This window comes from Pseudomonas sp. Q2-TVG4-2 (genome assembly GCF_013620795.1).
GTDB lineage: Bacteria > Pseudomonadota > Gammaproteobacteria > Pseudomonadales > Pseudomonadaceae > Stutzerimonas.
The window spans coordinates 316,835-343,513 of the sequence record NZ_LGLW01000004.1; the positions used below are offsets into that span (position 1 = coordinate 316,835).

At 62.3% G+C, this 26,679-nt stretch carries 23 protein-coding genes; 15 read left to right on the forward strand and 8 right to left on the reverse strand.

Annotated elements, in window-relative coordinates; genetic code table 11:
* Window positions 1–149 precede the first annotated feature (149 nt).
* The 9 genes from H3028_RS09690 (at window position 150) to H3028_RS09730 (ending at window position 11,441) form a co-directional block, all read left to right on the forward strand.
* Window positions 150–2,585, forward strand: coding sequence for a helicase-related protein (locus H3028_RS09690; RefSeq protein ID WP_181296808.1), 2,436 nt, complete (start codon window positions 150–152; stop codon window positions 2,583–2,585).
* Between the two features lie 179 nt (window positions 2,586–2,764).
* Complete coding sequence (locus tag H3028_RS09695; RefSeq protein ID WP_181296809.1) at window positions 2,765–3,796, forward strand: ion channel; 1,032 nt, start codon at window positions 2,765–2,767, stop codon at window positions 3,794–3,796.
* 451 nt (window positions 3,797–4,247) lie between these two features.
* The gene (locus H3028_RS09700) at window positions 4,248–4,673 is read left to right on the forward strand and encodes a DUF1810 domain-containing protein (RefSeq protein WP_181296810.1); all 426 of its coding nucleotides are present in this window, start codon (window positions 4,248–4,250) and stop codon (window positions 4,671–4,673) included.
* A 318-nt stretch (window positions 4,674–4,991) separates the two neighbouring features.
* Window positions 4,992–5,873, forward strand: coding sequence for an MIP/aquaporin family protein (locus H3028_RS09705; RefSeq protein ID WP_181296811.1), 882 nt, complete (start codon window positions 4,992–4,994; stop codon window positions 5,871–5,873).
* Window positions 5,874–5,885: 12 nt separating this feature from the next.
* Window positions 5,886–7,397 carry a glycerol kinase GlpK gene (gene glpK / locus H3028_RS09710; protein ID WP_181296812.1) on the forward strand — a complete coding sequence of 504 codons (1,512 nt, stop codon included), beginning with the start codon at window positions 5,886–5,888 and terminating at the stop codon, window positions 7,395–7,397.
* Between the two features lie 142 nt (window positions 7,398–7,539).
* Window positions 7,540–8,298 (forward strand): DeoR/GlpR family transcriptional regulator, encoded by a 759-nt coding sequence (locus H3028_RS09715; protein WP_181296813.1) that lies wholly within the window; start codon window positions 7,540–7,542, stop codon window positions 8,296–8,298.
* Window positions 8,299–8,711: 413 nt separating this feature from the next.
* Window positions 8,712–10,262: a glycerol-3-phosphate dehydrogenase gene (gene glpD / locus H3028_RS09720; protein ID WP_181296814.1), complete on the forward strand. Its 1,551-nt coding sequence runs from the start codon at window positions 8,712–8,714 to the stop codon at window positions 10,260–10,262.
* 228 nt (window positions 10,263–10,490) lie between these two features.
* Window positions 10,491–10,772: a peptidylprolyl isomerase gene (locus H3028_RS09725; RefSeq protein WP_181296815.1), complete on the forward strand. Its 282-nt coding sequence runs from the start codon at window positions 10,491–10,493 to the stop codon at window positions 10,770–10,772.
* A gap of 297 nt (window positions 10,773–11,069) precedes the next feature.
* Window positions 11,070–11,441 carry an STAS/SEC14 domain-containing protein gene (locus tag H3028_RS09730; protein ID WP_181297108.1) on the forward strand — a complete coding sequence of 124 codons (372 nt, stop codon included), beginning with the start codon at window positions 11,070–11,072 and terminating at the stop codon, window positions 11,439–11,441.
* A 7-nt stretch (window positions 11,442–11,448) separates the two neighbouring features.
* Here the strand turns inward: H3028_RS09730 and H3028_RS09735 are convergent, their stop codons facing one another.
* The gene (locus H3028_RS09735) at window positions 11,449–12,213 is read right to left on the reverse strand and encodes a CAP domain-containing protein (RefSeq protein ID WP_309109536.1); all 765 of its coding nucleotides are present in this window, start codon (window positions 12,211–12,213) and stop codon (window positions 11,449–11,451) included.
* 195 nt (window positions 12,214–12,408) lie between these two features.
* Between H3028_RS09735 and H3028_RS09740 the strand changes: the two genes are divergently transcribed.
* The 6 genes from H3028_RS09740 to H3028_RS09765 all read left to right on the forward strand — a co-directional run bounded on the left by H3028_RS09740 (window position 12,409) and on the right by H3028_RS09765 (window position 20,776).
* The gene (locus H3028_RS09740) at window positions 12,409–12,615 is read left to right on the forward strand and encodes a hypothetical protein (RefSeq protein WP_181296817.1); all 207 of its coding nucleotides are present in this window, start codon (window positions 12,409–12,411) and stop codon (window positions 12,613–12,615) included.
* Between the two features lie 152 nt (window positions 12,616–12,767).
* Entirely contained in the window at window positions 12,768–14,051 is a 1,284-nt protein-coding gene (locus H3028_RS09745; protein WP_181296818.1) for a mechanosensitive ion channel family protein, read from the forward strand.
* Between the two features lie 256 nt (window positions 14,052–14,307).
* Complete coding sequence (locus tag H3028_RS09750; protein ID WP_181296819.1) at window positions 14,308–15,483, forward strand: efflux RND transporter periplasmic adaptor subunit; 1,176 nt, start codon at window positions 14,308–14,310, stop codon at window positions 15,481–15,483.
* Window positions 15,480–18,644 carry a multidrug efflux RND transporter permease subunit gene (locus H3028_RS09755; protein ID WP_181296820.1) on the forward strand — a complete coding sequence of 1,055 codons (3,165 nt, stop codon included), beginning with the start codon at window positions 15,480–15,482 and terminating at the stop codon, window positions 18,642–18,644. The genes H3028_RS09750 and H3028_RS09755 overlap by 4 nt, the downstream gene beginning before the upstream one ends.
* The gene (locus H3028_RS09760; protein ID WP_181296821.1) at window positions 18,637–20,226 is read left to right on the forward strand and encodes an efflux transporter outer membrane subunit; all 1,590 of its coding nucleotides are present in this window, start codon (window positions 18,637–18,639) and stop codon (window positions 20,224–20,226) included. Before H3028_RS09755 ends, H3028_RS09760 begins: the two co-directional genes overlap by 8 nt.
* Window positions 20,227–20,278: 52 nt before the next feature.
* Window positions 20,279–20,776, forward strand: coding sequence for a DUF3597 domain-containing protein (locus H3028_RS09765; RefSeq protein ID WP_181296822.1), 498 nt, complete (start codon window positions 20,279–20,281; stop codon window positions 20,774–20,776).
* Between the two features lie 129 nt (window positions 20,777–20,905).
* Here H3028_RS09765 and H3028_RS09770 read toward each other — a convergent pair whose 3' ends face one another.
* From H3028_RS09770 to H3028_RS09800, 7 genes are all read right to left on the reverse strand, one after another.
* Window positions 20,906–21,730, reverse strand: coding sequence for an inositol monophosphatase (locus H3028_RS09770; protein ID WP_181296823.1), 825 nt, complete (start codon window positions 21,728–21,730; stop codon window positions 20,906–20,908).
* 139 nt (window positions 21,731–21,869) lie between these two features.
* Window positions 21,870–23,474, reverse strand: a complete 1,605-nt coding sequence (locus H3028_RS09775) for a catalase (protein WP_181296824.1) — start codon at window positions 23,472–23,474, stop codon at window positions 21,870–21,872.
* Window positions 23,475–23,595: 121 nt separating this feature from the next.
* Window positions 23,596–23,844: a DUF2789 domain-containing protein gene (locus H3028_RS09780; protein WP_181296825.1), complete on the reverse strand. Its 249-nt coding sequence runs from the start codon at window positions 23,842–23,844 to the stop codon at window positions 23,596–23,598.
* A gap of 157 nt (window positions 23,845–24,001) precedes the next feature.
* On the reverse strand, window positions 24,002–24,262 hold the full coding sequence (locus H3028_RS09785) for a hypothetical protein (protein WP_181296826.1): 261 nt from the start codon (window positions 24,260–24,262) through the stop codon (window positions 24,002–24,004).
* A 334-nt stretch (window positions 24,263–24,596) separates the two neighbouring features.
* Entirely contained in the window at window positions 24,597–25,016 is a 420-nt protein-coding gene (locus H3028_RS09790; RefSeq protein ID WP_168424099.1) for an HPF/RaiA family ribosome-associated protein, read from the reverse strand.
* A gap of 123 nt (window positions 25,017–25,139) precedes the next feature.
* The gene (locus H3028_RS09795) at window positions 25,140–25,916 is read right to left on the reverse strand and encodes a class I SAM-dependent methyltransferase (RefSeq protein WP_181296827.1); all 777 of its coding nucleotides are present in this window, start codon (window positions 25,914–25,916) and stop codon (window positions 25,140–25,142) included.
* A gap of 55 nt (window positions 25,917–25,971) precedes the next feature.
* Window positions 25,972–26,664, reverse strand: a complete 693-nt coding sequence (locus tag H3028_RS09800; RefSeq protein WP_181296828.1) for an extensin family protein — start codon at window positions 26,662–26,664, stop codon at window positions 25,972–25,974.
* Window positions 26,665–26,679: the final 15 nt, after the last annotated feature.

Sequence of the window (26,679 nt, forward strand, 5' to 3'; positions counted from 1 at the left end):
TTGCGACCCTGGGGCACCTGAGACGTTCAGCCATCAAGCATCAATGTAGCGGCGCGGCGCTCTGTCGGCCCAATCGTGGCGGTCACGATCGGAACTCGCTATCAGGTTGTCCATAATGGGCAGCAGAACTGATCAGAGAGGCGTCGATCATGCGCAAGGCTGAAATCAAACATCGTCACGCTCGCAAGCTGGAGCGGTTGCAACGTTTCCTCGATTGGGCCACGGAGCGCCATCCGGATTTTGTGCCGAAGAAGAACCATCAGGAAAACTGGTTCAGCACCTACATCGGCCATCAGCCGCCCGAGATTGGCCGCGCCGCTCGGCTATTCTGGCTGGGGCTGGATGCACCGACCGTTAACGCCAGGCTCGAGCGTGTCGATCCCGAAAGCCTGATTGGCCGGCTGCTCAACCGTGACCTGAACGACTACAGCTGCAACGTTGATGTCTTCGGGGTCGAAAAAACCTTCGACTGCGGCCCGGTTCAACATTTGCTCGAGCCTGACTTCGCCCTGCGCATCGGCGATAGCGCCTCGACCGATGCGTTCGAGGCGCATGTTCGCGACGCCATCGAGACGTTGGTGAGAGATCGCCTGCACGTACTGGAACGCCCTTTCGTCAGCATGACGGACGAACAGAAGGAACGATGCCTGCAGCGGCTGCCACCGAAGCTTTCCCGGCTCGACGACTTCGCCGCCAAGGCCGTCGATATCGTCAACGAGGTGAAGCACGAGTTGCGCTACGTGGTGGAGCTGCGCCACGGCGATATTGCGCTCGACATGCAGCGGCGCATTCCGGGCGGTCAAGGCCATGTGCTGAGCGAACAGGACGTGGCCGAGCTGAAGGCAGACGACCGTCAAGCGATGAACGCCAAATTCGAGATGATGGTCGAGGAAGCCGGCGACTTCGACCTGCAGGTGCTGGGCGAAAAGCGCCTGACCGAGATCTTCATGATGGAGCCGAAAAAACTTCGGCGCACCATCCGCTTCGCCCGCCAGGACCATAAGGAAAAGATGGCCTTCGCGGTGCTGCTGGAAAACAACCCGCGCTTCGTGCATTACCACAAACTCTACGCGGCGCGACGCATCACCCGCACCTGGACGGCGCTGCTCGGCCCCACCAACAGCGGCAAGACCCACCAGGCGATCGAGGCGATGACGGGCGTCGAGCACGCGATCTACCTGTCACCACTACGCCTGATGGCATTGGAGAACCAGGAGCGCATCGAGTCCATGGGCGTACCCTGCTCGCTGGTCACCGGCGAGGAAGAAATCATCCGCGAGGGAGCGACTCATTACTGCTGCACGGTAGAGGAGTTCGCGCGTTTCCGCCATCAGCCCTGGGATGTGGTGGTGATCGACGAAGTGCAGATGATGGCCGACTCGCAACGAGGCTGGGCGTGGGTCGACGCACTGGTCAGCGCCTACACCCGCGATCTGATCATGACCGGCCCGGAACTGATCCGGCCATCGCTGACGACGCTGTGCGAGCTCTGTGAGGACGAGCTGGTGGTCAAGCGCACCAAGCGCCTGTCACCGGTCGAGGTGGCGCGACGCTCGACCAGCCTCAAGCAGCTCGACGAAGGCTCGATGCTGGTCGCCTTCAGCCGCAAGACGGTACTAGAGCTGAAGGCGATGCTGGAGATGACCGGCAAGAGCGTCTCGGTGGTCTACGGTGCGCTGTCTCCGGAAGTACGTCGCGAACAGGCGCGGCGCTTTCGCGAAGGCGAGGCGGACATCATGGTGGCCACCGACGCCGTTGGCATGGGCCTCAACCTGCCGGCGCATACCCTGTGTTTCTACACCGACGAAAAGTACGACGGCATTCAGAATCGCCAGCTCAGGGTCCAGGAGGTCAAGCAGATCGGTGGACGTGCCGGCCGTTTCGGCCACCATGACAGCGGCACCATCACCGCGCTCGATGCGCAGACGCTGCAGTCGATCAAGCGTCTGTTCCACAGCGAGGACTTGCCGGTGGACCTGTCGCAGTTCCAGGTGCGGCCCTCCATCGAACACCTGCAGGCCATCGCCGAACTGATGGGCGAACCCAGCTTGTTGCGCGCCTGGCTGACCTTCAATCGCAACATCAACTACGGCGACGAGTTCATCTCGGTGCTGCCGGACGAGCTGGCCGAGTGGATCAAGCTGATCGACGACCCCACCATCGACTTGCCGCTGCGCTGGGTCTTCGCCTGCACACCGATCCGTGGCGGTCTCGACAGCCCGGCGGCCATCTTCACCCAGCAATGGTTGAAGAAGGTCGCGCAAGACAAAGTCGTGGATCTGCCCCGATTGATGATCGATGCCGATCTGGCCACGCTGGAAGGTTCGCTGCACATCATCGAGACCTACCTGCATCTGGCGCGTACCTTGCCCGCGCATTTCCCGTCGCTGGAGCAGGCCGAACAACACCGCAGCCTGCTTAACGAGGCCATCACCCGTGAACTGTCGCGCCGCAAGAAGCCGCGCGGCAGCGACCGGCGCCGCCTGTCGGGCGAAACACGCCACTGCCAACAGTGCGGCAAGGCAATGCCAGTGTTGAGTCGGCAGTTCCGGCTGTGCCAGAGCTGTTTCCGCGATCAGCGATGAGCGCAAAAGGCTGACTGACGAGCCCGCCTGAAGCCGCGTATAACGCGCTTGGCGACTCGGCACGGGTCTGCCGGGCTGGCCAGCGGGCGCAGAGGACTTTAGGATGCGGCGGGCTCACGGCGATCGGATACCCGCATCGTTACCGTCACGTTTCACTCGCCTGCCAAGGAGAAGGGCCAATGTCGATCATGCTTCAGCTGCGCCAGCAACTGGCCGCGTTCAGCCGAAGATTCGGCTGGGTCGGTCTGTTGCTGGCACTGTGCGTCCATGCCGGTGTGTCATACCTCGGCCTACGGCTATTCGATGAGACAGCCCTCACCGAGCTGCGGACCTTCATCTATTTCTATTTCACCACTGCGTTGACCGTCGGCTATGGCGACTTCTCGCCGCAAACGGCCGGCGGCCGCATTTTCGTCTCCACCTGGTTGATGATCGGTGGCATCGCTCTGCTCACCGCAGTGATCGGCAAAACCACCAATTCCGCAATCGAACTCTGGAGGAAAGGCATGAAAGGCAAAGGGACGTTCGCCACCTGCACGGGCCATACCGTCGTGGTGGGCTGGGAAGGCGCGATCAGCGAGCGCGTCGTCGAGCTGCTGCACGAAGACGAGACCTCCAACGATCACCTGATCGTGATCTGCGACACCGTGCTGGAGGAAAACCCGATGCCGGGAAAGGCCGAGTTCATTCGCGGCGAGAGCCTCTCCTCCTCAGCACTGCTGCAGCGCGCGGGCGTACAAGGGGCGGAGCGGACATTGGTGCGCACCGGCTCGGACGATCTGACCCTGGCAGTGGTGCTGACCATTAACCAGCTCGAGCCGATCGGCCATGTGGTGGCACATTTCAGCAGCAGCGAAACCGCGCAACTCGCCCGTACTTACGCCCCGAAGCTGGAGTGCACGTCGAGCATGGCCATCGAAATGCTGGTGCGATCCTCGCAGGATCCGGGCTCGTCAGTGATCATCAACGAGCTGCTCAGCGTAGGCCGTGGCGCGACGCAGTACCGCCTGCAATTGCCCGATAGCTTCGAAAGCACCATTGGCGCGCTGTACAAGCAGCTGAAGGACACGCACAACGCGACGCTGATCGGCTACCGCGCTGACGGCCAGACCCAGCCGTCGATTAACCCGGCAAACGACACCCCGGTGCGTGGCGGAGAGCTGTTCTACATCGCCGCCGCGCGTCTCGGCGGCCTGGACAGCGCCGGCTGAACGGCGCGACACAAGAGCGGCGCTGATCCGTCGCCGGAGAACCCCAAAAGCTTCGCCTCGGTGCGGGCCTCCCAGACAGATCGAGCAGGCCCGCACCCACCTGTGTGAGCTGCCCAGGGGCTGGGCTCTTGCACAGACGAGCAGACCTGCACCCACCGCCAAAGAGCTTCGCCCCGAGGGCAAGTCTCACATACAGATCGAGCAGGCCCGCACCAACCTGTGTGAGCTGCCCAGGGCTGGGCTCTTGCACAGACGAGCAGACCTGCACCGTCCAGTGGGAGGCGCGCCCCGCGGCGAAAAAGCTTGACCGCCAACCAACGCGCCAACCTCACTCCAAGGCGAAGCCGCCGAAAACAACCTGACATCAAAGGCCAGAGCACACGAGCCGGGGAATCAATGCGCCGCCTGGCCGCTCTCAAGAAAACATCCCGAACCAGCGCCCGGAGGCACCATGAGCGATCGAGATGAACTCCAGCGATTCGTCGAGGCCCAGGCGCCTGTGTATCACCGTGTACTGGGAGAGCTGCGCGCTGGCCAGAAGCAAAGCCACTGGATGTGGTTCATCTTTCCCCAGATCGCCGGGCTGGGCAGCAGCGAAATGGCTCGGCGCTACGCGATTTCCGACCTGAACGAGGCGCGCGCCTACCTCGGCCACGACGTACTGGGGCCACGGCTGCATGAATGTGCCCAGGCGATGCTGCTACATATAGAGCGCTCGGCCAGACAGATACTGGGCTCGCCGGACGACCTCAAGCTGCGCTCAAGCATGACCCTCTTCGCCGCTGCGGCGCCCGACCAGCCGGTCTTCCGGCAGGTGCTGGACGCTTTCTTCGATGGCGAAGCCGACCCGGCCACGCTGTCGCGATTGCGGCCCTGAGCGAAGCGTCGTGATGCGGCGGCGCGAGGCATGCAGCGCAGCGGCCTGCCCTTTCACCAGTAGCCGTGCCGCCTTCCTGCCAGAAAACGAACTTGAACGAAATCCAGCCCTCTTACAGGCGCCGTAAATTACGGTCCTCCCAAGAAGGGCCTTACGTTAGGCCGTCACTTCGGCTGGCCGTTCGTCCTTTACCAGCGAAATGTTCATATTTTTACTTTGACAGCGATCTACTTTGATCCTAAGTTTTCGATTCCGAACATTTCCGAACCCTCGCAGTATTCGGATTATAAAAACAACAGTCTTCAAGAGGTCCTGCGCATGAGTAACCCCTCCACCCCGACACTCCGGGGGCAATGCATTGCCGAATTCCTCGGCACGGCTCTGCTTATCTTCTTCGGTACCGGCTGCGTGGCCGCGCTCAAGCTGGGTGGTGCCGAGCTAGGTCTTTGGGAAATAAGCATTATTTGGGGAATTGGAGTCAGCATGGGGGTGTACCTTGCCGCCGGTGTCTCGGGTGCCCACCTGAATCCTGCGGTATCCATCGCGCTCTGGCTATTTGGGACGTTCGAGCGCAACAAAGTGCCCGCCTACATCCTGTCGCAGACCGCCGGGGCCTTCTGTGCCGCCGCGTTGGTTTACGGACTTTACAGCAGTCTGTTTTTCGATTTCGAACAGGCGCAACAAATGACTCGCGGCACGCTAGCAAGCCTCGAGCTGGCGTCAGTGTTCTCCACCTACCCTCACGCGTCGCTGTCCGTCAGCCAGGCGTTTCTGGTGGAAGTGGTGATTACCGCTATTCTGCTGGGGATGATCATGGCGCTGACCGATGACGGTAACGGCCTGCCCCGCGGCCCGCTGGCGCCCTTGCTGATCGGTTTGTTGATTGCCGTGATTGGCGGCGCGATGGGTCCGCTGACCGGCTTTGCGATGAACCCGGCGCGGGATTTCGGCCCGAAGCTGATGACGTTCTTCGCCGGCTGGGGCGAGGTGGCCTTTAGCGGCGGGCGGGACATCCCCTACTTCCTGGTCCCGCTGATCGCCCCGGTGCTTGGCGCCTGCATCGGTGCGGCCGGCTACAAGGCATTGATCTGCAAGCACCTGCCGGGCCTCGGCTCCGGCGCCTGCGCAGAAGATCTCGAGGCTGACAGCAAGGCCGAGCGCTACACCAAGCCCGATGTCACCGCCCAAGAAGCTCGTTAAGGAATCGACACCATGAGCAATCAGAACAACAAGCAATTCATCGTCGCGCTCGATCAGGGCACCACCAGCTCCCGGGCCATCGTACTGGACCGCAACGCCAACGTGGTGACCATCGCTCAGCGCGAATTCGCGCAGATCTACCCGCAGCCCAGCTGGGTGGAGCACGACCCAATGGAGATCTGGGCCACCCAAAGCGGTGTGTTCGTCGAAGCACTGGCGCAGGCCGGCATCACCAACGAACAGGTCGCAGCGATCGGCATCACCAACCAGCGCGAAACGACGATCGTCTGGGACAAGGTCACCGGCCGCCCGATTTACAACGCCATCGTTTGGCAGAGCCGCCAGAGCACGCCGATCTGCGATCAGCTCAAGCGTAACGGCATGGAAGCGCACATTCGCAGGACCACCGGCCTGGTCATCGACCCCTACTTCTCCGGTACAAAGATCAAGTGGATTCTCGACCACGTAGAGGGCAGCCGCGAGCGCGCGCGCCGTGGCGAGCTGCTGTTCGGCACGGTCGATTGCTGGCTGATCTGGAAGATGACCCAGGGCAAGGCCCACGTCACCGATTACACCAACGCGTCGCGCACCATGCTCTACGACATCCACACGCTGGACTGGGACCCGGTCATGCTGGAAGCGCTTGATATCCCACGTGAGATGTTGCCGGAGGTACGTTCGTCTTCCGAAATCTATGGCCATGCCTACCTCGGCTCGGGCCAGAGCACCGGCATCCCCATTGCTGGCATCGCCGGCGATCAGCAGGCCGCGCTGTTCGGGCAGATGTGCGTCGAGCCGGGCCAGGCCAAGAACACCTACGGCACCGGCTGTTTCTTGTTGATGAACACCGGGACCAAGGCGGTGCAGTCCCAGCATGGCCTGCTCACCACCATCGCCTGCGGGCCCAAGGGCGAGGTCAACTACGCGCTGGAAGGCGCGATATTCAATGGCGGTTCCACCGTGCAGTGGCTGCGCGATGAGCTGAAGGTAATCAACGATTCGCTGGATTCCGAATACTTCGCCACCAAGGTCAAGGACAGCAACGGCGTGTATCTTGTGCCGGCATTCACCGGCCTTGGCGCGCCCTATTGGGACCCTCGCGCCCGCGGCGCCCTGTTCGGCCTGACCCGCGGTGTGAAGGTCGACCACATTATCCGCGCGGCACTGGAATCCATCGCCTACCAGACCCGCGACGTGCTCGATGCCATGCAGCAGGACGCCGGCGAGCGCCTGCGTTCGCTGCGCGTGGACGGCGGCGCGGTGGCGAACAACTTCCTCATGCAATTCCAGGCCGACCTGCTCGGTACGCAGGTGGAACGCCCGCAGATGAAGGAAACCACCGCCCTCGGCGCAGCCTACCTGGCAGGTTTGGCGACCGGCTTCTGGAGCAGCCTGGACGAATTGCGCAGCAAGGCCACCATCGAACGCATCTTCGAACCGGCCTGCGATAGCGAACAACGCGAAGCGCTCTATAAAGGTTGGAAGAAGGCGGTAAGTCGCACCCGGGACTGGGAAGAAGAATAAGCTCAGCCCCAAGCTGCCACGCACCATTGGCGCCCGGCCCGGATTCGATTTCGCCGGGCGCTCGATTCGCAAACGAACAATTCTTTAATCACGGACCAGACTGCGGCATGCTTCCCGGCATATCGATAACAAGGAAGCCTCCATGAGTCTGGCCCCACGACAGCAGAGCATTCTCGAGTTGGTGCGCGAACGCGGCTACGTCAGCATCGAAGAGCTGGCGCAACAGTTCACGGTGACGCCTCAGACCATCCGCCGAGACATCAATCAACTCGGCGAAGCCGGCCTGCTGCGCCGTTACCACGGTGGCGCCGCCCACGATTCCAGCGTACAGAACACCGCCTACACCCAGCGCGCCCGACAGATGCGCGACGAGAAGCGCCGCATCGCTGATGCCATGGCCGCGCACATTCCCGATCAGGCGTCGCTGTTCATCAACATCGGCACCACCACCGAAGCCATCGCGCACGCCCTGCTCAATCACCGTGACCTCAAAGTCATCACCAACAACCTGCACGTGGCGAGCATTCTCAGCCCCAAGGAAGACTTCGACGTACTGATCGCTGGCGGCAACGTGCGCAGTGATGGGGGCGTGGTGGGTCAGGCGACGGCCGACTTCATCAGCCAATTCAAGGTGGATTTCGCCCTGATCGGCATCAGCGGCATCGACGAAGACGGCACCCTGCTGGATTTCGACTACCAGGAAGTGCGCGTCTCCCAGGCCATCATCAGCAATGCGCGAAAGATCTTTCTCGCCGCGGATTCGAGCAAGTTCGGCCGCAGCGCCATGACCCGACTCGGCTCGCTGGAGCAGATTGATATGCTGTTTACCGAAGCCCGGCCACCGGAGGCCTTCATTGAATTACTGACTCGGCACAAAGTGAGACTCGAAGTCACCGATTGAAATCTGGTGATTGCACGGAATTCGGGTGTATGAGCCGCACATCGCGGTCCGCCCTCCTTCGATCGCCGCACATCGCGGTCCGCCTTTCGTAGGAGCGAGCTTGCTCGCGATCCAGCACCGCACGGTGCGATGACGATCGCCAGCAAGGCCTAGGCGTCCCCCCTGGCTTCTAAAGAACGTACTGGCTGATCTCGACCAGCCGCTTGCTCGGTGCAATGCCGAGCAAGCGAGCACCAACCGAATGTCACAAACCGCTTTTACCTTTCCCCCTAATGCCAGGGCGTATCCCACAGAGCTGCTCAGCACAATTTGCAGTTCATATCGGTTCGTTTATTTTCTTTTGATATAAAAAATGAACATCATCGCTAGAGAGACATTCGCTCGTGCGCTAAGATGTTCACATTCGAAAATAAATGTTCGTTCTTGAGGAGAAATCCGTGACTGAGACCGTCTCCGAGCTCTACGACATCGCCGTCATCGGCGGAGGCATCAATGGTGTGGGTATCGCGGCGGATGCGGCTGGTCGCGGTCTTTCGGTGTTCCTGTGCGAGCGTGACGATCTAGCCAGCCATACCTCTTCGGCCAGCAGCAAATTGATTCACGGCGGCCTGCGCTATCTCGAACACTACGAGTTCCGCCTGGTGCGCGAAGCCTTGGCCGAGCGCGAGGTGCTGCTCGCCAAGGCGCCACATATCGTCAAACCGATGCGTTTCGTGCTGCCCCATCGCCCTCATCTGCGCCCCGCCTGGATGATTCGCGCCGGCCTGTTCCTGTATGACAACCTCGGCAAGCGGAAAAAACTCCCGGCTTCGCGCAGCCTGCGCTTCGGTGACGACAGCCCGTTGAAGCCAGCGATCAAGCGCGGTTTCGAATACTCCGATTGCTGGGTCGACGACGCGCGATTGGTGGTGCTCAACGCCATGGCTGCCCGCGAGAAAGGCGCGCACATCCATACCCGCACCCAGTGCCTGAGTGCCAAACGCGCCGGCGGTATCTGGCACGTCGAGCTGCAGCACGAAGACGGCACCCGGTTTTCCCTGCGCGCCAAGGCGCTGGTTAACGCCGCCGGGCCCTGGGTCGCTCAGTTTATCGGTGAGAACTTGCAGCAGCGCCCGCCGTATGGCATCCGCCTGATTCAGGGCAGCCACATCATCGTGCCCAAGCTGTACGAAGGCGAGCAGGCCTTCATTATGCAGAACGAGGATCGGCGCATCGTCTTCGCTATCCCTTACCTGGGTCGCTACACCATGATCGGCACGACGGATCGCGAATATCACGGCGACCCGGCGCAAGTCAGCATCAGCGACGAAGAGATCGTCTATCTGCTCGGCGTGGCCAACAGCCATTTCCGGCGGCAACTTGAGCCCAAGGACATCCTGCATACCTTCGCGGGTGTACGGCCACTTTGTGACGACGAGTCTGATAACCCCTCGGCAGTTACCCGCGACTACACCTTGTCCTTATCCGCTGAGCTGAAGCAGGCCCCCCTGCTTTCGGTGTTCGGTGGCAAGCTCACCACCTACCGCAAACTGGCCGAGTCGGCGATGGCGCAGCTCACGCCATTCTTCCCGAACATGGGCGAGCGCTGGACGGCAAACGCCAGCTTGCCCGGTGGCGAGGGGATGGGCTCGCCGGACGTATTGACCGAAGAACTGCTGGCGAAGATCAAGGGCATCGATGTCACCCTGGCTCGGCGTTGGGCGAGCCTTTACGGCAATCGCATCTGGCGCATGCTGGGTGACGTCCGCTCCGTCGCCGAACTGGGTGAGCCGCTGGGTCAGGACCTGCATGCTCTGGAGGTGGATTATCTGCGCCGTCAGGAGTGGGCGACCCGTGCAGACGACATTCTCTGGCGCCGCACCAAGCTCGGTCTTTCCTTCACCGCCCAGGAAACCGCCCAGCTGCAGCAATACCTGGATGCGCAACCTGCAGCAGCCAAGACAACCGACGTACACGCCGCCTGATCAGGTTGTGTGAAAGCTACTGCGCTCGGTCATGCTGCGTTGAACACAGGCTTGGTTGCGAGCTCAGTCAAACTGCTCATTTACAGCGCCCGTAAACTGCGCTTTTTCGCCTGCTTTTGCCTTTCTGACCTTCGCTCGCGACGTTTTCTCACGGCCTGCGATGGCGGCGTTTCGGATCGCATCCGATTGCGGTAGGCTCAGCGACTTCTCAAGACGGAGTAACTCCCCATGGCCCGAGCCACTGCCCGCCACATCCTGGTTCCCACCGAAGAAAAGTGCAACGAACTGAAAGCTGCCATCGAAGGCGGCGCCGACTTCGCTCAGGTTGCCAAAGACAACTCCACTTGCCCGTCCAGCCGTCAAGGCGGCGATCTGGGTTCGTTCGGCCCCGGCCAGATGGTCAAGGAGTTCGACACCGTGGTGTTCAGCGCGCCGGTCAACGTCGTGCAGGGTCCGGTGAAGACCCAGTTCGGCTACCACCTGCTGGAAGTGACCAGCCGCCAGGATTGATTCCGCCCCCCCGCGCTACGGCGCGGGGATGCTTCTCCTCGCTTTACCCCTCGCTTTCCCTTCAGAAGCCCGCCTCCCAGCTGATCGGTGCGCCCTGCCAGCCAACCCGCGCGACGGCTCCGTCCGCGTTTATCGCTAAGCCCTCGATACGGACTGGTTGCTATGGTTTTGCACCAGCGCCGCAGCCCGGATCAACTCAAGAAATCGTCGTGCGATGCGTTTTTACAGACGAACGCGCTACAACGACTATCTTCAAAGGAAACCTGCCGTCCTTCCACCTTTCCCAGGAGCGACGTGATGTTCCATGTAACGCGTATAGGCGACAACCGTATCGATGTGGATTTTTCCGGCAAGCTCGACAGCAGCGAAATGCGCTTCGCGCTCGATGAGCTGATGAGAAAGTCCGAGGGTATCAGCCATGGGCAGATGCTCTTTCACGTCGGCGATTTCGACATGCCCACACTCGGCGCGGTCGGCGTCGAGCTGTCGCGGATACCGCAAATGTTTCGCTTCATGCGCCGCTTCGATCGATGCGCCGTGGTGTCGGCCAAAGAGTGGGTGAGAAAAACCAGTGAGATCGAAGGTGCGCTCATCCCTGGTCTGACGGTCAAGGCCTTCGACCAGCACCAGACCACCGAGGCGCATAATTGGCTGGAAAGCCTGGCGTAACCCTGGCCTAACGCGGTGTACCGAATACCTGTGTCCAGTAAACGGTGGCTGCGCTCTGAGGGTTGGTCGCGTAGGCGGCGCCCATCTCGGTAAAGTCAGGGTTCATGATGTTCTTGCAATGGCCTGGACTGACGAGCCAGCCAGATACCGCCTGCTCAGCCGACCCTTGGCCGGCGGCGATGTTTTCACCGATACGCTGCCAGCTGTAGCCCTGACGCCTGGCCCGGTCGCCAGCCTGGCTGCCGTCCCGGCCCTGGTGGCTGAAGTAATCCTTCTCGGCCATGTCCTGGCTGTGGGCGAGCGATGTTTCGCCCAATTGCTGATCCCAACTCAGCGGCGGCGCCGGCTCGAACGACTGATCGCCGCAACGACGTGGCTCGGCACGCGCCTGGTTGACCTCTTCGAGAATCGTTTTGCCCGCCTCTTGCCAGTCACCGAGGTCATCCGACAGCAGCGGCTTGGCCAGAATCACCTGCCAGGTGTTGCCATCGCGCGAAACGCCCAGTTCGGCAAATTCCTCACTCAACAGCGCGCTGCAGTAACGTTGCTTGAACAGCCGCATCACACTGGCCGCATCGCCCGGCCCAGCTACCGCCATGGCTTGCAATTTGGCGGCCTGATAGCCCGACTCGCGTAGCGCCTGCTGCATCTGTGCGCCGGCGCCGGCAGGTATCGATGCCAACGCATCGACCGGTGCGAGCGGCCCGACCGGTTCTGCCTCTTCGCCCCCACAGCCTTCACCCGCAGCCCGAAAGTCGTTGATCAAACTCACCAGCTCATCCGCCTCTTGAGCGCTCGCTCCGCCGGCGAATGCAGCTGTCAGGAGCAGCGTCGAGCCGAACAAAAGGCATCGCAGCGGCGTTCTGGCGAGGGCGGTCGAGTCGGCTAAGTTGGGTAATAGCATGTGGCACCCGTCTGGTTGATTTCGCGGAGGCAAGACCGGCGTCGTACGACGCCGGCTGTGTTCATGCTGACCACGGCCAGGCGCGACCGATCCCGAACGATGCGCACGCGGCGCGGCATATCTGAACGATCACCGCCCGCCCCAGTCGGATTTAAGGTACCCACTGCAACAGGAGTCATCCTCATGCTGAAGTTTCTGGGCAGCACAATTGGCATCATTTTCCTGATCGGTCTGCTGGTGGTGATCGGCCTGTTCATGCTGGTGTTCTGACACCGCTCCAGCCGAGCAACGCACGACCGAGCCAATCATGGTCAGCCGCTGCATCGGATTGATGAAAAACGTTATCGACAAGGCCGCCGAGTTTTTTTGGCGGCCTGTTTGTATGAGCCGTCGATCAGCCACTTGGGGATCGTAGCCCTCCCATGCACAAGCCCACTACCGATCCGCAGCCCTCTCGCATCATGTGGATGGTCCTGCTGATGCTCGTCTGCCAGGCGCTGATATCACCCTCATCGATAGCGCAGGAAAGCGTCGCCACGGTGCGTCTCGACGGCCGCACGCTTTTTCGCATCGGCGCTGATGCCGAGCTAGAAGCCAGACCTCGGGCGCGGCAGGTCGAGAAGCAGCTGGCTGCCGTATTGGAGACGCCCCAGGGCATCACCCGCGCGCGAATCGAGAAGGCCGGCGAAGACGGTGAGAATCGCCAGATCAGCGTCGCCGGCCGGCCGCTAGTGGAAGTCACGCCGATGGATGCAGAAGCCAATGGCGAGACGATCGAAACCTTGGCGCGGCAATGGGCGGCGCTGATCGACAGCGCGCTGGAAACAGCGGTGGAGCGCCGCGACTCGGAGCGCGGGCGCTTCGTCACCTCGGTCCAGGCAAGCGTCGAGACGGCCTTCGCCCGCCTGCTCGAATCAGCGATCCAGACCATTCCGCGGATCCTTGCCGCGGTGCTGGTACTGCTGCTGTTCTGGGGGCTGGCGGTCGGCGTGCGAGCCCTGATGCGGTTGATCTTCAGTCGCCTGGGTGACGATCGGACCGTGGAAAATCTAGTCCGCCAGGTCAGCTACTACACCGTGTGGTTGCTCGGCTTGATCGTGGCGGCGAGCGCCTTCGGCCTGGAACCCGGAACGCTCGCCACCGGCCTGGGCCTGACCAGTTTGGCGCTTGGCTTTGCCTTGAAGGACATTCTCTCCAACTTCGTCAGCGGGCTGCTGATACTGACGTTGCGACCCTTTGAGCTGGGTGACCAGATCATCATCGGTGAAACCGAGGGCAGCGTGGAGCGCATCGAACTGCGGGCGACGCAGATTCGCACCTACGATGGCCGCCGCGTGCTGGTGCCGAACGCCGAAACCTTCACCTCCCGAGTGACCAACAATACCGCTGCACCGATCCGCCGCGGCAAGGTTGTCTGCACCCTCGGCTACGGCATCGACATCGACGCTACGAGCCAGGTCATGTGCCAGGCCGCGCAGGACACTGCCGGGGTGCTCGCCACGCCGCCCGCTTCGGTGCAGCTCAGCGAACTGGGCACGGCCGAGCTGGTGTTCGATGTGGAGTTCTGGTGCGATTCGCGGCGATCGGATTTCGTCATGACCGCGTCGCAGGTGCGCAAGGCACTGGTGGTCGCCCTGCGTGCCGCGGGCGTGGCGCTGCCCGACCAGGCAAGGCAACACCTGGTGCTGCACACCCCGAAGAGCTGAACGGCTGATCTACAGCGCCGACACAAACGTTTACCAAACCCCAATCCGCCGCCGGCATTCTTCCCTTGTACGTGCCGAGGCGCGCCAGGAGCGCAGCAGAGGCAAGCCACCGGCCAGCGTTCGGCAGCGATCCGCAAGGGCCCACGGCCGCCAGCAGAAGTTTGCCGGAACCGCGTTCACCCCACGGCGGTCGAGTATAAGTCCGCGCGGAATCCCGCAGCGAAGCCGTGCGAAAGCCCAACGAAGGCCAGACTGAATGAGGCAGTTACTGAGAAACCCAGCGTTAATGGTGGCCACCACGTTTCTGCTGGTTGCCTGCTCGGAAGACAAGAATGCCGACCAGCCCGCTCCGCCTCCGCCCGAGGTAGAGGTCATGACGGTCGACCCACAGCCGATCGCTAATATCATCGAGCTGCCAGGACGCGTCCAGGCCGTACGCATTGCCGAGATTCGCGCTCGGGTCGACGGCATCATCCAGCAAAGGCTCTACGAGGAAGGCACCGACGTCGAAGTCGGCACGCCGTTGTTCCAGATCGACCCGCGGGAAATGCGCGCCAACCTCAAGGCCGCCAAGGCGGCATTGGAACGCGCCGAAGCCACCGCGCTGAATGCGGCGCAGGACGTCAGACGCTACAAAGGTCTGGTCGCCAAACAGGCGATCAGCCAGCAGGAATACGACACCGCGCTGGCCACGCTGCGCACGGCTAAAGCAGACGTGTCACAAGCCGAAGCCAACGTGCAATCAGCCGAACTCGACCTGGAATACACCACCGTCGAGTCGCCCATCGAAGGCCGTGCAGGCCGCGCCCAGGTCACCGAGGGCGCGCTGGTCAGCGACAGCGAAGGCACCTTGCTGACGACCGTGGAGCAGTTCGCACCGGTCTACGTAAATTTCGCGCAATCGAGTTCTAATCTATTGGAAATCCGCGCGCAGCTCGCCTCCGGACAACTGAAGCTGCCGGACGAAGGGCGCGTCGAGGTGAAACTGACCCTGGAAAACGGCAGCGAGTACCCGCACCCGGGCTACGTCGACTTCTACGCCATGAGCATCGACGAGAACACCGGTACCGTGGCCGTACGCGCCGAATTCCCCAATCCGGACAGATTGCTGCTGCCGGGCCAGTTCGTCCGCGCCCGGATCAATGCCGGCACTCGCCCGAACGGCGTGCTGATTCCGCAGCGTGCGGTGATGGTCAACGACCAGGCGGCGCGAGTGCTGCTTGTCGGTGGGGATAACAAGGTGGCCCCGCAGGAGATAGAGCTGGGCGAGCTACAAGGCAGCGACTGGGTCATCCAGGACGGCCTGAAAGCCGGAGACGTAGTGATCGTCGAGGGCGGCGGCAACGTCCGTAGCGGCGCAACGGTACGAACCATAGCCTACGAGCGCAAGGAGCCGCCGGAACCGTCGTCGCCCTCCGGACCGGCCCTATGACTCCGGCCTTCTTCATTCGCCGCCCGGTCTTTGCCTGGGTCATCGCCCTGGGCATTCTGCTTGGCGGCCTGCTGGCCGTGCGCTCACTGCCGATCGAGCAGTACCCGAGTATCGCGCCGCCAAGCCTGCGTATCAGCGTCACCTACCCCGGCGCGGACGCATCGGTGTTGGAAACCAACGTCACCCAGGTGATCGAGCAGGAGCTCAACGGTGTAGAGGGCTTCCTCTACATGGACTCATCGAGCCGCTCCAACGGCAGCGCGTCCATCGAGCTGACGTTCGAGGCCGGGACCGATATCGACATCGCCCAGATGGAAGTGCAAAACCGCCTGAGCCGCGTCGAACAACGCCTGCCCGAGGAGGTTCGCCGCCAAGGCATTCAGGTGTTCCAGGCGTCACAGGACTTTCTGCTGATCATTTCGCTGTTTTCTGAGAACGGCACAATGAGCACGCTGGAACTGGGCCATTTCGCCACGACACGCGTACTCGACGAGCTGCGTCGGGTTCAAGGTGTAGGCGACATTCGCGAGTTCTACACCGCTTACGCCATGCGCATCTGGCTCGACCCTGACCGGCTGGCAAGCTTTGGCCTGTCGGCCGCCGACGTACTGGCGGCGGTACAGGAGCAGAACAGCCAATCCGCAGGCGGCGCGCTGGGTGATCTGCCGCTGGCCGAGAACATCGAGATCAACGCACCGCTGGAAACCCGCGACCGCTTCAGCACGCCGGAGGAGTTCGCGGCGATCATCCTGCGTGCCGGCCCGGATGGCTCGGCCATACGGCTGCGGGACGTTGCCCGGGTCGAACTGGGCGCACAGAACTATACCTTTCGCAGCGAGCTCAACGGTCAGCCAGCCGCGGGCCTCGCCGTACAGCTGTCGCCCGGCGCCAACGCGTTGGATACCGCCGCCGCCGTCAAACAGCGAATGCGCGAGCTGGCCGAAGGCTTTCCCGAGGATGTCGCCTGGAGCGTACCGTTCGACTCGACGCCGTTCATTTCTTCATCGATCCAGCAGGTCGTGGTGACCTTGTTGCAGGCAATGGCATTGGTGGTGCTGGTGATGTTGCTGTTCCTGCAGAACTGGCGCACCACGTTGATCCCCACCATTGTCATTCCCATCACACTGGCGGGCACCTGCCTCGGCCTGTGGATTGCCGGCTTCTCGATCAACCTGCTGAGCCTGTTCGGCATGGTGCTGGCGATCGGCACCCTGGTGGACGATGCCATCGTGGTGGTGGAGAACGTCAAACGGATCATGGACGAAGAACAGTTGCCGCCTTATCAGGCCACGGTCAAGGCAATGGAGCAGGTCACGGCGCCGATCATCGGTACGACGCTGGCGCTGATCGCGGTGTTCGTGCCGCTGGCGTTCTTTCCCGGTTCGACCGGCGGAATCTACCGCCAATTCGCAGCGACCCTGTCGATTGCCGTAGCCACTTCGACGGTACTGGCGCTCGTGCTCACGCCTGCTCTTTGCGCTGCGTTGCTCAAACCCAGGCCGCAAGAACAGAAGCCCGGTTTGGGTCAGCGTATTTTCGCGCCCTTCAACCGCTGGATGGAGCGCACCACTGATCGCTATCACCACGCCGTTGGCGGCATGCTCGCGCGACCGCTCTGGTTCCTGCTGGCGTTCGTCGGACTGCTGGCGCTGACGGCGTTTCTCTATCTGCGCATGCCTAGCGCCTTTCTCCCGGACGAAGACCAGGGCTCGCTCATGACGGTCATCCAGGCGCCCCCTGGCGCCACGGTCAAGCGCACCGAGGAGGCCATCGAGCAGGTCAAGGGGTTCTATGCCGATCATCCGCTGGTGGAAGACGCCATCACGGTTTACGGCTTCAGTTTCTTCGGCCAAGGACAGGCGCACGCAATGTCCTTCGTGCGGTTGATTCCCTGGGAGCAGCGCCCCGGAGATGGCGGCTCGGCCCAGGCGCTGGTACGCGAGGCCATGGGACGTTTCTCGCAGATCAAGGAAGCGCGTGTGTTCGCCCTGAACCCGCCGTCGATTCCCGGCCTGGGCGTGGCTGGCGGTTTCACCTTCAAGCTCGAAGACCGCAGCGGTCAGGGCTACCAGGCGCTGCTCGATGCGCGCAACCAATTGCTGGCCAAGGCAGGTCAGAGCCCAGTGTTGCAGAACGTGCGCCCCGAAGGCGCTGACGATGCGCCGCGCCTGCGGGTCGATATCGACCGCATCAAGGCGCGCGCCCTGGGGCTCTCTATCAACGAGATCAATGCGACCCTCGCCATGGCCTTCGGCAGCGCCTACGCCAACGACTTCAACCGTGACGGACGGGTGCTGCAGGTATTGCTACAGGCCGATGCGCCCTATCGCATGACGCCGCAAGACGTACTGGATCTGAAGGTGATCAACGATCAGGGCGAGAGCGTGCCCTTCGGCGCCTTCACGACGGTGAACTGGACCGAAGGTCCGACCCAGCTGCAGCGCTACAACGGTTACCCGGCGCTGACGCTCTCCGGTAGTGCCGCGCCAGGTTCGTCCACGGGTGAGGCGATGACCGAGATGGAGCGGCTGGCGACCGAGCTGCCAGGAGGCTTCAGCTACGAGTGGACCGGCGCCTCGCTGGAGGAGCAGCAGGCCTCCGGTCAGGTTGGCTTGCTGCTGGGCCTGTCACTGCTGATGGTCTTGATGGTGCTGGCGGCACTCTATGAAAGCTGGACGGTGCCGATTGCAGTATTGCTGGTGGTGCCGTTCGGGGCCTTGGGGGCGGTGCTGTTCGCAATGGCTCGCGAGCTGCCGGCCAACGTTTACTTCAATGTCGGCCTGGTGACCATCATCGGTCTGTCGGCAAAAAACGCGATTCTCATCGTCGAGTTCGCCATCGAGGAAGAGGGCCGTGGCAAAAGCCTCACCGATGCGGTGATGAGTGCGGTTCGGCTGCGCTTTCGCCCCGTCCTGATGACGTCGCTAACCTTCATCCTAGGGATGCTGCCGCTGGTGCTGTCGACCGGCGCGGGCGCGGCCGGTCGAATCGCGGTCGGCACCGGGGTCATGGGTGGGATGATCGTCGCCACCTTGCTCGGGCTGTTCTACATCCCGCTGTTCTATCTCTCGGTGCGCCGCTGGCTGACCAAGCGCCGCCCGCCGACCGCCGAAGACAAGGCGCACCCGGCCGATGCTCGAGAGGAGCCGAACAATGCATGACGGGCCATTTAAAAACGCAGTCTTGCCAACGCAGGTCGTTTTTCAATGGCCTGTTCGGGTCGCGCCGCTGTTCATAGCCGTCCTGCTTGCCAGTTGTCAGCTCGCCCCGCCCCATGAACAACCGCCCTCACCCAGCGCCGCACAGTATCCGGCCGAGTACCAACCGATGCACGGCGAAGCGAAGGCCAACGAAATTGCCTGGCGGGAATTTCTCAGCGATCAGCGCCTGCACGCTTACATGAATGCAGCATTGCGGCGCAATCGGGACCTGCAGATCGCCGTGGCGCGTATCGAAGAAGCCCGCGGGCAGTTCGGTGTGCAGGGCGCCGATCGTTACCCCACCCTGGCCGCCACCGCCGATGCTAGCCGTGGCCGCTTTCCGGCCAGCGGTGCAGGCACGACCGGCGCCGGTTCAGCCGGTAGCGGCTCGGCGGGTGGCAGAACACTCGGCAGCTCCGCCGGTCCGGGCGGACAAATCACCGAGCGGTTCTCGGTGGGCCTCGGCATTACCGCGTTCGAGCTCGATTTCTGGGGCCGGGTGCGCAATCTCACCGAAGCCGCCCGCGCGCAATACCTGTCCACCATCGAAGCGCAGCGCGCCTTTCAGCTGTCCTTGATTGCCGACGTGGCCTCGACTTACCTGGCTATCCGCGGCGCCGAGGCGCGCATCGATCTCGCCGAGGCAACCTTGCAGAGCCGCCGCGATGGGTTACGCATCGCGCAGGTGCGCTTCGATGCCGGCATCACCTCGGCACTGGACTTTAACCAGGCGCAGGCGTTATTGACGCAGGCCAAAACCGAGCTGTCGAGCCTGCGCCTGCTGCGGGCCGAGCAAATAAACTATCTCACCCAGCTGGTAGGCGGCCCGCTGCAACAGCCTGTGCCAGGGTCGTTACCGCTGAGCGAACAGGTCGACCCGATGACATTGGACGCGGGGCTGCCCTCCGAACTGTTGCTGGTGCGCCCGGATATCATCGGCGCCGAGCAGACCTTGCGCGCCGCGCGCGCCAATATTGGCGTGGCGCGTGCCGCGTTCTTTCCGCAGATTTCGCTGACCGGCAGCTTCGGTTACGTCTCCAATGAACTCGACAATCTGGTTAGCCGGGACAATCGCACCTGGAGCATCGGGCCTTCAATCAGCCTGCCCCTGTTCGATTTCGGCCGCAACCGCGGCAACCTGACGGTCGCCGAAGCTCGCGAGAACATCGCCGTCGCCGAGTATGAAAGCGCCATCGAAACCGCCTTTCGTGAAGTCGCCGACGCGCTCGCAGGGCGCCGCTATCTGGCTGAGCAGGTGGTCGCGCAAGAGGAGAATGTCGCCACGCTGAGGCGCATCGCCGATCTGGCGCGTGAGCGCTATGCCGAGGGAGCCGTGAATTACCTGCAGGTGCTCGATGCCGAACGCAATCTGTTCGATGCCGAACAGGCATTCATCGAGGTCAAACGCGCGCAGGTGCAGAATCTGGTCGAGCTCTATGTCTCTCTCGGCGGAGGTACATCGGCCCAACCGCTTGCAACCTCCGCCCGCAGGCAGACAGACGGTTGCTCCGATGCTTCCCTTCCGACCTGTGGAGCTGAATGACCCGAACGCCGCGAAGGTCCAACGAAGACCTACATCAACCGAGGATCATGTAATGGGCCTGTTCGACACGATCAAAGAAAAACTGGGCATGGGCGGCGTAAGCAACGAAGCGCACAAACCTGCCGCGCCAGATTCGGGCACCAATCAACACGCCACCGATACGGTTGTGGATTCCGAACGGCCCACCACGGCCAACAACGCCACCACCGCGCCCCCCGCTGCCGGCGGATCGGCAACTGGCATGACCGGCACAACCGGCACGGTGGGTACCGCTGGCGGCACCACCAATGCCATTGACGTACCGGCCAAACTCGACGGCATGGCGGCGAACCATCCGGAGCAGTTGAACTGGCGCACCTCCATCGTCGATCTGCTCAAGCTGCTGGGCCTCGATAGCAGCCTGGAATCACGCAAGGAGCTCGCCGCCGAACTGGGTTGCCCGCCAGACAAGATGGCCGATTCGGCGCAGATGAATGTCTGGCTGCACCGCACCGTCATGCACAAGCTCGCCGAGCACGGCGGCACGGTTCCGCCGGAGCTACGCACCTGAGCGAATGGTTGGATTGGCGGTCAGCGCTAAGCGGTAAGCCTGATCGCCAGCAAGCTGGCTTCTACGAATAAGCGCAACACCACGCCCGTAGAAGCGAGCTTGCTCGCGAACTGAAGCTGAACGTCGGCCTCAACCGTCCAGCGATGGTCCGATCATTTCGGCCAACTGGGGATAAACGCCCGGACAGGCGACCAGATAAGGATTGCCACGTAGCAAGCCGTCATTGCGGAAGAAGTCGTTGACCTGGCCACCCGCCTCTTTCACCAGCACCAGCCCTGCCATGCAATCCCAGCTTTTAAGCTCGGTCTCGTAATAGCCGAGCAGGCGTCCGGCCGCCACGTAAGCGGTCATCAGCGCACCGGAGCCGTTGCGAAAGAACATCCCGCCTTCAGCCAGCAGCTTCTCGAGGAAGGGGATGAAATGCTCTTTGCCGCGCGGGTGAAAGGTGCCAGTGGCAGTCACGCCTTGGCCCACGTGGGTAGCGCCGCTCACCTTCAAAGGCATGTCGTTGACGAACGCGCCTTGGCCCAGACAGCCATGAAACAGCTCGTTGTGGTTGGGGTCGGCAATGGCGCCCAGATGCGGCTCGCCGTCGATCAGCAGGCCGATCGACACGCACCAGTTATGTAGCCCGTTGACGAAACAGGCCGTGCCGTCGATGGGATCGATTACCCACACGCAGCGGGCACCGAGGTCGGCTGAGCCGCTCTCTTCACCGAGAAAGCCATCCTCGGGAAAGCGTTCGGCCAGCCGGGCGCGAATGAAATCTTCGATCTGCTTGTCCGCGATGCTCACCACGTCCTGCAAATCGTCGCCCTTGTGCTCGACCGTCAGCGCCTCGCGCTTGCGGTAGTAGTCCATGCCCAGCTGTGCCGCCTCGAGAGAGAGGGCTTTGGCACAGGCATAACGGGCAGCGATATCGAGATCGCTGGCGGCCGGTTGGTCGGAAGTCATGACGGTCCTTTTACAACGGAATGAAACGGATCTGGTACGGGCTGAACGCGCGCGCGGGAACAGCGAATTCTAGTGAATTGCCACCAGCGGGCAAACACCAGGTGCGACAGTGGGCCGCCACTGCCGCACCTGACAGCTACTAGCGCTTCACACTGGGCTGGGTGGCGTTGTGCCTGTCGCTGCCTTCGGTCTCGCCGCTGCTGTAGGTTGCCCCCGCCAAATCGTCCCCCGGTGCGGCACGCCCCTCCAAGGGCGGCAGCGCCTTGGCTTTTTCGATATCCACGCCGACACCCTCAGCCAGACGCTGCCCGTAATCCGGATCGCAATGCCAGAAATGCCAAATCATCCTCAGGCAGATTTCCTCAGGGCATTCCTTAAGGTCTGCGGTGATGTTGGCAATCAGGTCGTCACGCTCCCAATCCTCGAAACTGCGGTAACGCTCACCGGTCTGGCGATAGTCCGCGGCAGTTTTAGTGGTCTGATAGCGCCCCAGGTGCCCTTCGACCCATTGGTGATAGTCAGGCTTGGGCTTGGGCGCTTCCTTGAGCCCACCCATCGAGCTGGGCTCGTAGTTGACGTGTGGGTTTTCGCCGCCGGTGTCGACGAAGTGCGCCATGGCACCGTCGCGCTGATTGGTCGCAGCGGGGGTTCTTGGTGCGTTGATAGGCAGTTGCAGGTAATTGGCGCCGACGCGGTAACGCTGGGTGTCGGAATACGAGAGCGTCCGGCCCTGCAGCATCTTGTCATCGGAGAAGTCGATGCCGTCCACCAGTACGCCGGTGCCGAAGGCCGCCTGCTCGGTCTCGGCGAAGACGTTCGACGGGTTGCGGTCGAGCACCAGCCGGCCCACCGGCAACAGCGGGAACTGATCTTCAGGCCAGCGTTTGGTGTCATCCAGCGGATCGAAGTCGAGCTCTTCGTGCGGATCGTCGGACATGATCTGCACCGCCATCTCCCATTCCGGATACTCGCCGCGCTCGATGGCATCGTAGAGATCTCGGGTGGCATGGCCGACGTCCTTCATCTGAATGTCGGCGGCCTGCTGGGCGGTGAGGTTCTTCACGCCGAGCTTGGGCTCGAAGGAGAACTTGCAGAGCACCGCCTCGCCCTTGTCATTGACCAGCTTGTAGGTGTTCACGCTGGAACCCTGCATGTGGCGGTAGTTGGCCGGAATGCCCCAAGGGCTCTTGACCCAGGTGACCATGTGCAATGCTTCGGGGTGGTGCTGGACGAAATCGTAGAAGCGCCAGGGCTCCTGGCGGTTGGAGACAGGATCAGGCTTGAACGCGTGGATCATGTCCGGAAATTTGATCGCGTCGCGAATGAAGAACACCTTGAGGTTGTTGCCCACCAGATCCCAGTTGCCATCTTCGGTATAAAGCTTGATGGCAAAGCCCCGTGGATCACGGGCCGTCTCCGGTGACTCTTTGCCGCCGATCACTGTGGAGAAGCGCAAGAACACCGGGGTGCGGACGCCAGTTTTGGTCAGCACCTTGGCACGGGTGTACTTGCTCGCCGGCTCATCGCCGATGGTGCCGTAGGGCTCGAACCACCCGTGCGCCGCCGTACCGCGTGCATGCACCACCCGCTCGGGAATGCGCTCGCGATCGAAGTGGGTAATCTTCTCGATGAACTGGTAGTTCTCCAGCGTCGCCGGGCCGCGCTCGCCGACGCTGCGCAGGTTCTGGTTATCGCTGACGGGGTGGCCCTGTCGGGTCGTGAGTGTGTTTCGTTCCTCAGTCATGACGGCTCCGGAAAAGTCGAGGCGGAGATCGTTAGGCGCCGCCAATCAGCAGGGGTTCTGCAAAAGAAAGGCTATCGGCTCGATAGGTTTCTCACATCGCTGGCAGGCGGTCCTTGGCCGGTCAGGGCTGTGCCTGCTGTTCGTGAAGGCGGGCATTGAGCTCATCGACGATCGGCACCCACTCGGCGTCCTCTATCCATTCGTCGGCCAGAAAGGCACGTTGCGCAGCATTCCAGAATGGCGCTTCGGCAAGCTTGACGTGGTTGGGCATTGGGGCGTGGTTGGCGATGAATTCGTCGATACTGGCCGGGTCTGACGGCAGGCCCAGCTGCTCGAACAATGTGCTCATGTCTTTGTTGGAAAGCTCCATCAAGCGGCTCCTCGGGCTGATCTATCTGGCGCCTGCCGGGTGCAGGCGGGTGTTTCCAGTAGAGGCTTCAGGGCCATCAACAGTTCAACGGAACGCTCAGCCCAGGGTAGCCAGGAGCTAAGAAGCGGGCCCCGCCAGAGGCGCAGCCCGCAAAGACTCAGGCCGCCTTGTCGAACAGATGCCTGCCCTGATCCAGATATTGATCCACCAGCCATTTGCCGTGAGCGATAGACGCCCGCTGAGCCTTCTCGAGTTCCGCCATGAAGGCGTGCCCGACCGGAAGCGCCATACGCCGAGTGACCTGCCCCTGAGCGTTACTGATCCGGCAACCGCCGGCCCATGGAGTCGGTGTGCCGGGATGCTCCATTACTTCGGCGGTAATGACGTGATCGCGGTATTCGCATTGCATCATGGTCATGGTGTTACCTCTCTGCTAATGCCGTGGGCAGCTCTTGAAGCGACGCCCACACGGCCGATTGAAACCCCCTGTCGTCAGGGTCCGCACGAGCCTAGCGCGCCACCCATTGGCGCTCCCCGTACGGTACCTCCAATTGGGTATAGCACACACGCTGGCGTCCGAAAGGTCCGGTGGTCGCTCAGCGCAGCGTTGTGATCGAGCGGAGCGCTCGTGCGGGGCGGGACTTGGTTCGATAGAAAGCGCAGGCACCGCGGTGCGGTGCCTGCCTGCTTCAAGGACAGCGTTGCGATGGGCTTGCATCAGGTCCGCTCGGCAAGACCGGGGACGGTGGGAATCAGGAGGTACGCAGCTGCTCGTCAGCCAGGAAATCTGCCTCCAGCAGTGCATCCCGGTCTTCCACTTCCAGAATATCGCCTTCGATAGGCGTCGGCGCCGAGGCACGCTTGCTGCGCAGCTTGCCGAACTGATGCTTGAGGGCGTTGTTGAGCTTGTCGATGGCGCCATCTACGGCCAGCTCCACAGACGCCGCCTTGTGCGTGACGGAGACCGGTTGCTGGCCTTTGGGCCGAGCCTCGATCTGGCATCGTTTGTCTTGAGCGCCGGCCTTGACGCCGTTCTCGTCGTTCAGGTGCACCACGACGCGGGTGACTTCGTCGTCGAAACGATCCAGCTTATCGGCAACATTTCCGCTGACCCAGTCTACGAGACGGGCGCTTCCTTCGATGTGGTTATCGCTGTGTACTTGGATCTGCATATGTTCTTCCCTCTACGCGACCTAGGTAACCACCGTTCAGCCACAAACGGCCTGAGCTAGGAATGCCACTGTTGGCGAGATTAAGCAAGGCCAACGCAACGGCACGGCTTCAGGTGCAGACGATCAACCGGACAATTTCTTCTTTGGGTAGATGTCGTAACGGCTGGATTTACCCTCCAGGTTGTAGCCCGGCTTGAGACCCTCAATGGCGGGTGCCTTGCGCGGCCGCTTCACCACCACACGGTGACTGGCCAGCGCCAACGCCTGTTCGAGCAGGGTGCCTGCGTCCAGGTCGTCCCCGACGAAGGGTCGGAACAGGCGCATCTCCTTTTTGACCAGCGCACTTTTTTCACGGTGCGGAAACATCGGATCGAGATAAATGACTTGTGGTGGATCGCCCTGCCAGTGCTCCATCAGCTCGATAGCATTACCCTGAAGCAAGTGCATGCGTTGGACGATAGGCCGCACATCGGCGTCTTCGCTCCCTCGCGCCAGACCGTCCTCCAACAGTGCGGCGATCAATGGCTGGCGCTCGAACAACACCATCTCGCAGCCCAGTGCCGCCAGCACGAAGGCATCGCGACCAAGCCCGGCCGTGGCGTCCAGCACGCGGGGGCGGATGCCAGGCTGGAGACCCACCGCCTTGGCGATCATCTGCCCGCTGCCACCGCCGAATTGCCGACGATGCGCGGCGCCGCCTTCGACGAAATCCACCCGTACCGGCCCTGGCGCCTGCGGACCGAGCAATTGCAACTGCAGCCCGTTTTCACCCAGTTGCAGGGCGAACTCCGCCTCGTCCGCCTGCAGCGGCAAGCCCAATCGCGCCGCCCAGGTGCGCGCCACATCGGCGAACCGAGGAGCAAGGGCTTCGACACGGACCAGCGGGGATGAGGCAGTCATACGGAGCTCGCGAGCGGAAAACGCCGCATTCTGCCAGAGGCGAGGCCGGCATGCCTCAGCGGCACATGCCGAAACCGCCCATGTCGACATGGAAATGGTCATGGTGGGCGGCGTTGTATTCCGGGCTCAGAGTGATCTTGAACGCATCGCAGGCCGCCGCCTTGACCTGGCGAAGAAAGCGCGCCTTGTCATCACCGCCCTTCCAGTCGCGCGCGACGGTGATGCGCGTGCCGTCCTGCAGACGAAACCCGGCCAGATCCAGCGCATTGGCCGAGGCATGCTGGCTGCGCCTGTTGCTGCGCGCGATGTTACGGCAGGCAAAGCTGCCAAAGTGATCGACGCGCGCCACCGGCTGACCGAACACCTCCTGCGCCGCGGGTTGCAGGCCATGCCGCTCGAACAAGGCATAAGCGGCGGCCAACGGGCAGGTCGCCAGAAACGCGCCGTTGAAACGCACTGCCGAGCCGGTGACGCGCACGGCATTCTCGACCGGACAGCCGGGTTGCGGCGTGCTGTCTGGCACGGCCACATAGTCCAGATCCGAAGTCGTCAACGCCTGCTCGCACAGCGCGCGGTCGTCCTGCAAGCGCTGTAACTTGAAGGACGTAAGCAAGTTCGGCGCCTCGCGGATATCCAGCGGGGCCCAGGGGTTCCATTTCGGCGGGATGTCGACGTGACCGCGCGATACCGCGTAGACGAACCCGCCCAATGCGAGCAGCAGCAACAGGAAGAAACGGCCGAAAGTCATACCGCTTTCGGCAAC

Coding starts and splice junctions, on each gene's coding strand:
- H3028_RS09730 (WP_181297108.1), top strand. CDS start 11,070: ATGTTCCATGTAACGCGTATAGGCGACAACCGTATCGATGTGGATTTT.
- H3028_RS09700 (WP_181296810.1), top strand. CDS start 4,248: ATGAGCGATCGAGATGAACTCCAGCGATTCGTCGAGGCCCAGGCGCCT.
- H3028_RS09695 (WP_181296809.1), top strand. CDS start 2,765: ATGTCGATCATGCTTCAGCTGCGCCAGCAACTGGCCGCGTTCAGCCGA.
- H3028_RS09770 (WP_181296823.1), bottom strand. CDS start 21,730: ATGACTTCCGACCAACCGGCCGCCAGCGATCTCGATATCGCTGCCCGT.
- glpK (WP_181296812.1), top strand. CDS start 5,886: ATGAGCAATCAGAACAACAAGCAATTCATCGTCGCGCTCGATCAGGGC.
- H3028_RS09765 (WP_181296822.1), top strand. CDS start 20,279: ATGGGCCTGTTCGACACGATCAAAGAAAAACTGGGCATGGGCGGCGTA.
- H3028_RS09780 (WP_181296825.1), bottom strand. CDS start 23,844: ATGGAGCTTTCCAACAAAGACATGAGCACATTGTTCGAGCAGCTGGGC.
- H3028_RS09760 (WP_181296821.1), top strand. CDS start 18,637: ATGCATGACGGGCCATTTAAAAACGCAGTCTTGCCAACGCAGGTCGTT.
- glpD (WP_181296814.1), top strand. CDS start 8,712: ATGTTCGTTCTTGAGGAGAAATCCGTGACTGAGACCGTCTCCGAGCTC.
- H3028_RS09740 (WP_181296817.1), top strand. CDS start 12,409: ATGCTGACCACGGCCAGGCGCGACCGATCCCGAACGATGCGCACGCGG.
- H3028_RS09790 (WP_168424099.1), bottom strand. CDS start 25,016: ATGCAGATCCAAGTACACAGCGATAACCACATCGAAGGAAGCGCCCGT.
- H3028_RS09745 (WP_181296818.1), top strand. CDS start 12,768: ATGCACAAGCCCACTACCGATCCGCAGCCCTCTCGCATCATGTGGATG.
- H3028_RS09750 (WP_181296819.1), top strand. CDS start 14,308: ATGAGGCAGTTACTGAGAAACCCAGCGTTAATGGTGGCCACCACGTTT.
- H3028_RS09725 (WP_181296815.1), top strand. CDS start 10,491: ATGGCCCGAGCCACTGCCCGCCACATCCTGGTTCCCACCGAAGAAAAG.
- H3028_RS09690 (WP_181296808.1), top strand. CDS start 150: ATGCGCAAGGCTGAAATCAAACATCGTCACGCTCGCAAGCTGGAGCGG.
- H3028_RS09795 (WP_181296827.1), bottom strand. CDS start 25,916: ATGACTGCCTCATCCCCGCTGGTCCGTGTCGAAGCCCTTGCTCCTCGG.
- H3028_RS09755 (WP_181296820.1), top strand. CDS start 15,480: ATGACTCCGGCCTTCTTCATTCGCCGCCCGGTCTTTGCCTGGGTCATC.
- H3028_RS09715 (WP_181296813.1), top strand. CDS start 7,540: ATGAGTCTGGCCCCACGACAGCAGAGCATTCTCGAGTTGGTGCGCGAA.
- H3028_RS09785 (WP_181296826.1), bottom strand. CDS start 24,262: ATGACCATGATGCAATGCGAATACCGCGATCACGTCATTACCGCCGAA.
- H3028_RS09800 (WP_181296828.1), bottom strand. CDS start 26,664: ATGACTTTCGGCCGTTTCTTCCTGTTGCTGCTGCTCGCATTGGGCGGG.
- H3028_RS09705 (WP_181296811.1), top strand. CDS start 4,992: ATGAGTAACCCCTCCACCCCGACACTCCGGGGGCAATGCATTGCCGAA.
- H3028_RS09775 (WP_181296824.1), bottom strand. CDS start 23,474: ATGACTGAGGAACGAAACACACTCACGACCCGACAGGGCCACCCCGTC.